The organism is Protofrankia sp. Cas8 (assembly GCF_963555845.1).
Classification (GTDB): Bacteria; Actinomycetota; Actinomycetes; order Frankiales; family Frankiaceae; genus Protofrankia.
Map to the genome: position 1 here is coordinate 11596 of NZ_CAUVXI010000099.1, position 4396 is coordinate 15991.

Consider the following 4396-nt stretch of genomic DNA (forward strand, 5'->3'; position numbering starts at 1 on the left):
AGACAGCGGTGAGACCACTGGTTGCGCCATCTGACGGTTACCATCCGACCTATGGCGGAGGCTCAGGGGCGTGTGGCACTTGTAACTGGGGGTAATCGAGGGATCGGCGCCGCGTGTGCGGCGGCGCTGGCCGCGGCGGGCGACCGGGTGGCCGTGGCGAGCCGTGGAGGAGGCGCCCCCGACGGGATGTTCGGGGTCCGGCTCGACGTCACCAGCACGGAGGGGGTCGACAAGGCGTTCGCCGCGGTCGAAGCCGAGCTCGGGCCGGTGGAGGTGCTGGTGTCCAACGCCGGGATCACCCGGGACACCCTCCTGTTGACCATGAGCGAGGACGTGTTCCAGGAGGTCGTCGACACCAACCTGCTCGGCGCGTATCGGGTGGCCAAACGGGCCGCCCGGCCGATGCTGCGGATGCGGCGCGGACGTCTGATCTTCATTTCGTCGGTGTCGGCGACCAGCGGTGCCGCCGGGCAGGCGAACTACGCCGCGTCCAAGGCCGGCCTGATCGGCTTGGCCCGTTCGCTGGCCCGTGAGCTCGCACCGCGCGGCATCACCGCGAACATCGTGGCGCCCGGCCCGATCCGCACGGACATGACCGACGCACTCACCGACGCCCAGCGCGACAACCTCGTCTCTCAGGTGCCGGCCCGGCGCATGGGTGCGCCTGAGGATGTGGCCGCACTCGTGGCGTTCCTGGCCTCGCCGGCGGCGTCCTACATCACCGGGGCGCTGATCCCGGTCGACGGCGGGCTCGGAATGGGGCATTAGGAGGGTCGTCAGCGCCTACAGCCGACCCCCCGGGATGCGGTGCGCACCGTGCGCGGGGGACGATCGAGGCGTGTCGGACGCCAGGAGGACTACAGCTGATCATATCGGAACCGACCCTGGGCCGGCTGCTCCGGTCGGGGTCGACGCGTTGCTGCTGGTCTCCTTCGGCGGCCCGCAGGCGCCTGAGGACGTCATGCCGTTCCTGCGCACCGTCACCCGCGGGCGCGGCATCCCAGATCAACGGTTGGGCGAGGTTGCCGAGCACTATCACCGCTTCGGCGGCCGCAGCCCGATCAACGACCAGAACCGCGCCTTACTGGCCGCGCTGAAAGCCGAACTCGCACCGTTGCCCGTGTACTGGGGCAATCGCAACTGGTCGCCGTTTCTCGCCGACACCCTCGCGGAGATGCGCCGCGACGGCATCGGGCGGGCGGCCTGCTTTGTCACGTCCGTCTTCGCCTCCTATTCCGGTTGCCGCCAGTACCGCGAAAATCTCGCGGACGCGCGGGCCACGGTCGGTTCGGGCGTACCGGAACTGATCAAGCTGAGGCACTACTTCGACCATCCCGGCTTTGTCCTGCCCATGGTCGACCGTGTGGTCGACGCGTTGGCAACGGTTCCGGCGTCCTCGTCGGACAGCACGCGATTGGTCTTCGTCGCCCACTCGATTCCCACTGCGCAGGCCGAAACCAGCGGCCCGGGCGGTGACGCCTACCCCCGGCAGTTCGCGGCCGCGGCCCGTGCGGTCGCCGACCGGGTCGCATCCCGGACCGGGCGCCGCCACCGTTACGACCTCGCCTATGTCAGCCGCAGCGGGCCGCCGGACGTCCCCTGGCTCGTCCCGGACATCGGTGACCATCTCGCGGCGCTCGGCGCCACTGATACCATGACCGCGGTTGTGGTGGTACCGATTGGTTTTGTCAGTGACCACATGGAGGTCGTTTACGATCTCGATGTGGAGGCGGCCACGCGGGCCGGTACAGCAGGTCTGACGTTTCGCCGGGCGGCAACGGTGGGGACCGACCGCCGTTTTGTTGCGATGGTCCGCGAACTGCTGGACGAGCGCAGGCACGGCGACGTGCCGCGACGGGCACTCAGTGAGTTGGGGCCGAGCCACGACGTGTGTCCGCTGTGGTGTTGCGCCGGGCGGGCTCGCCGTCCGGCCGCTGCCGGCACCCCGGCGGATGAGGAGCCTACCCGCAACGCCACCGCCAGTCTGGACATCACTGACGTTGCCAGGGAGGAACCCCGGGGGATACGACGTTGACTGACGTAGGAACGCAGGCGTGGGCAAGAGGCCGTAGGGGAGTCCGGGGCCAAAGGGTGCGCGATCGTGGTTTTTCGCGCAGCCGGAGGCCGTAGGGGAGTCCGGGGCCAAAGGGTGCGCGATCGTGGTTTTTCGCGCAGCCGGAGGCCGTAGGGGAGTCTAGGGAGGGACGAGGTGTACCAGCAGCAGCGGCACGTGTTCGACTCGCCAGACCGTTTCGTGGTCGGAACCGTCGGTCAGCCCGGCGAACGTGACTTCTACCTTCAGGCCAGCGCGCAAGGACAGGTTGTCACCGTCGGCCTGGAGAAGATCGAGGTCAACGCGCTCACCGAAGGGCTGACAACGCTCCTCGGTCAGCTTAGCCGCACCGGGGGCGTGGCCGTACCCGAGGCGCGGGATGTCTTCGTTGACCTTGCGCCGCTGGATGCCCCCTTCGAGGAGGATTTCCACCTCGGCAAGCTCACGGTGTCCTGGGACGGTAAGCGGGTGCTGGTCGAGGCCGCGGGCCGGGCTCGTGGCGGGGTGGCGGCCGGGGGCCCCGATGACGAGACCTCGCTCGACACCCTCCAGGTCTCCCTGTCCCTCGACCAGACCAAGGCGTTCGTGGAGCGGGCGCGCAGCATCGTCGCCGCCGGTAGACCTCCGTGCGTGCTGTGCGGACGTCCGGATGGTCCGACCGGGCACTTCTGCCCCCGTCTCAACTGACCCTGTGCCACCGCGGATCGTCATTGCCTGAGTCCGTCCCGACAGTGCGGTAGGCGCGGTAGGCGCGGTGGTGCGGTGCCGCCTGCCTTGGCATGTCCGCGAGTACGGGACCGGCATCGACCGGGGCCCTCCGGGCGTGGGGGGCGTGGGGGCGTGTGACACCGATCAATAACAACAGATGAACTACAGCTGCGGTAGATGCTGAATGGCTCGACTCTGCGACGGCTTGTGTGCAATGCTCCGCAGCGTGAATCCACCTGTACCGGGTATAGGTGATGATTTCTTGTCCGGGTAACAGTCTGGCTGTCTTCTGAACGTAACCGTGGGAACCTCGGTGTGCCCATGCTGGCGCGTCTTCCGCGTTCCGCTTGTGTTGTTGCTGTTTGCTGCACGTCCAGCTGGGCGTGCAGGTCACCGTGCCTTTCTTTTCGGGCTGCGCCGTTGTCCGGTGTTGCCTGCCGCGCATGGGTTCGTGCAAATTCTCGCCATCGTATCTTTGGAGTTTATTCATGCGTGGCCTGCTGTCCTCAGTATCGGCTACAAGGCTGCGACCTTCAAGCAGGCCGCCATCTTCTGCATGATTTTACTGGTCGCGGCTGCGGCCTGTGGCTATTTTGTGATGACTGACCTTTATCGGCCGCTGTTTGTACCGGTGTTCCTTCTCAACGTGTCTGCAACTGCCCTGATAGTATTCCTCTGCCTGCGGGCCGCCTGGCGGGCATTCCGCGGTTTCCCTCTGCTCACTCTCGATGCCGAACGGGTGACTTTGCACTCGGCTCGGGTGTATTTGGCGTGGTCCGACGTTGCCGAGATCCGGATCACCCGTATAATCCGGAAGGGCAGGGTCCACGATATGATCGTGTTCGTTCCCGTGGACGCACACCGCGCCATGGCAGGGCCCCGCGGTCTGCGGCGTCAGTTCGCGCGGGAAGGGATCAAGCATTTCGGGAGTCCCGTCTATCTCCGTGTCGCGGACTTGACGCTGCCCCTCGGTGACGTCGTCGCCGCGGCGCAGCGACTGACCGCCGCTCCTGTACGCCACCACTACGATCCATGGTTGATCTCCTTTTGATCTCCGTGGCGACGGCGTCGCGGATGGTGATGACGTGCTTTCCTGGCGCACGCGTGCGAGGCCGTCCAGGCGATGGCTCCGTACCTGTCCGCGTGCCAGAGCGTCGACCGCTGACAAGATCGGCACGAGTTTGTCGTTAGGTACGGATATATGGCTAAAAAGCGTACACAGCGACAAACATATTCCGATCATCGCCCGGGCCGTCCGGTCCGGGCGTGTCGCCCACGATGGACGTGGTGGACGGGCCGAAGGCGGTGGGCCGAAGGCGGTGGGCCGAAGGCCCACTGTGACGAGCGCAACCGGCGGCGGTGTCAACCGGTTGGCGCGTCGGCCCTGGTAAAGGGGTGGCTGGCCGACGGACAACTATGCCGAGGCCGAGGCTGGCCACGGGCCTGTGGTGAGGCCGATGCCGTAGGGCGGGACGAGGACGCCGGGGTTGAGCAGGCCGGCGGGGTCCAGGGCATGCTTCACCGCGGTCATCACGGCGAGTTCGTCAGGTGATCGGGACAGGCCTATCCAGGGCATTTTGGCGCGTCCCACGCCGTGTTCGGCGCCAATGCTGCCGCCGTCGGCCGCGGCCCGGG

Annotated in this window: 5 protein-coding genes; 4 read left to right on the forward strand and 1 reads right to left on the reverse strand. The window is 67.1% G+C overall.

Features of this window, described 5'->3' with window-relative positions; all coding sequences use genetic code 11:
• Positions 1-51 precede the first annotated feature (51 nt).
• The 4 genes from fabG (at position 52) to U9977_RS15355 (ending at position 3812) form a co-directional block, all read left to right on the forward strand.
• The gene (gene fabG, locus U9977_RS15340) at positions 52-768 is read left to right on the forward strand and encodes a 3-oxoacyl-ACP reductase FabG (RefSeq protein ID WP_322749939.1); all 717 of its coding nucleotides are present in this window, start codon (positions 52-54) and stop codon (positions 766-768) included.
• 103 nt (positions 769-871) lie between these two features.
• Complete coding sequence (locus U9977_RS15345; RefSeq protein WP_322749946.1) at positions 872-2035, forward strand: ferrochelatase; 1164 nt, start codon at positions 872-874, stop codon at positions 2033-2035.
• A gap of 174 nt (positions 2036-2209) precedes the next feature.
• Positions 2210-2740, forward strand: a complete 531-nt coding sequence (locus tag U9977_RS15350; protein ID WP_322749940.1) for a DUF3090 family protein — start codon at positions 2210-2212, stop codon at positions 2738-2740.
• A 370-nt stretch (positions 2741-3110) separates the two neighbouring features.
• Positions 3111-3812, forward strand: a complete 702-nt coding sequence (locus U9977_RS15355) for a hypothetical protein (RefSeq protein WP_322749941.1) — start codon at positions 3111-3113, stop codon at positions 3810-3812.
• Positions 3813-4175: 363 nt separating this feature from the next.
• Here the strand turns inward: U9977_RS15355 and U9977_RS15360 are convergent.
• A partial coding sequence (locus U9977_RS15360; RefSeq protein WP_322749942.1) for an FAD-linked oxidase C-terminal domain-containing protein occupies positions 4176-4396 on the reverse strand: 221 nt, incomplete at its 5' end.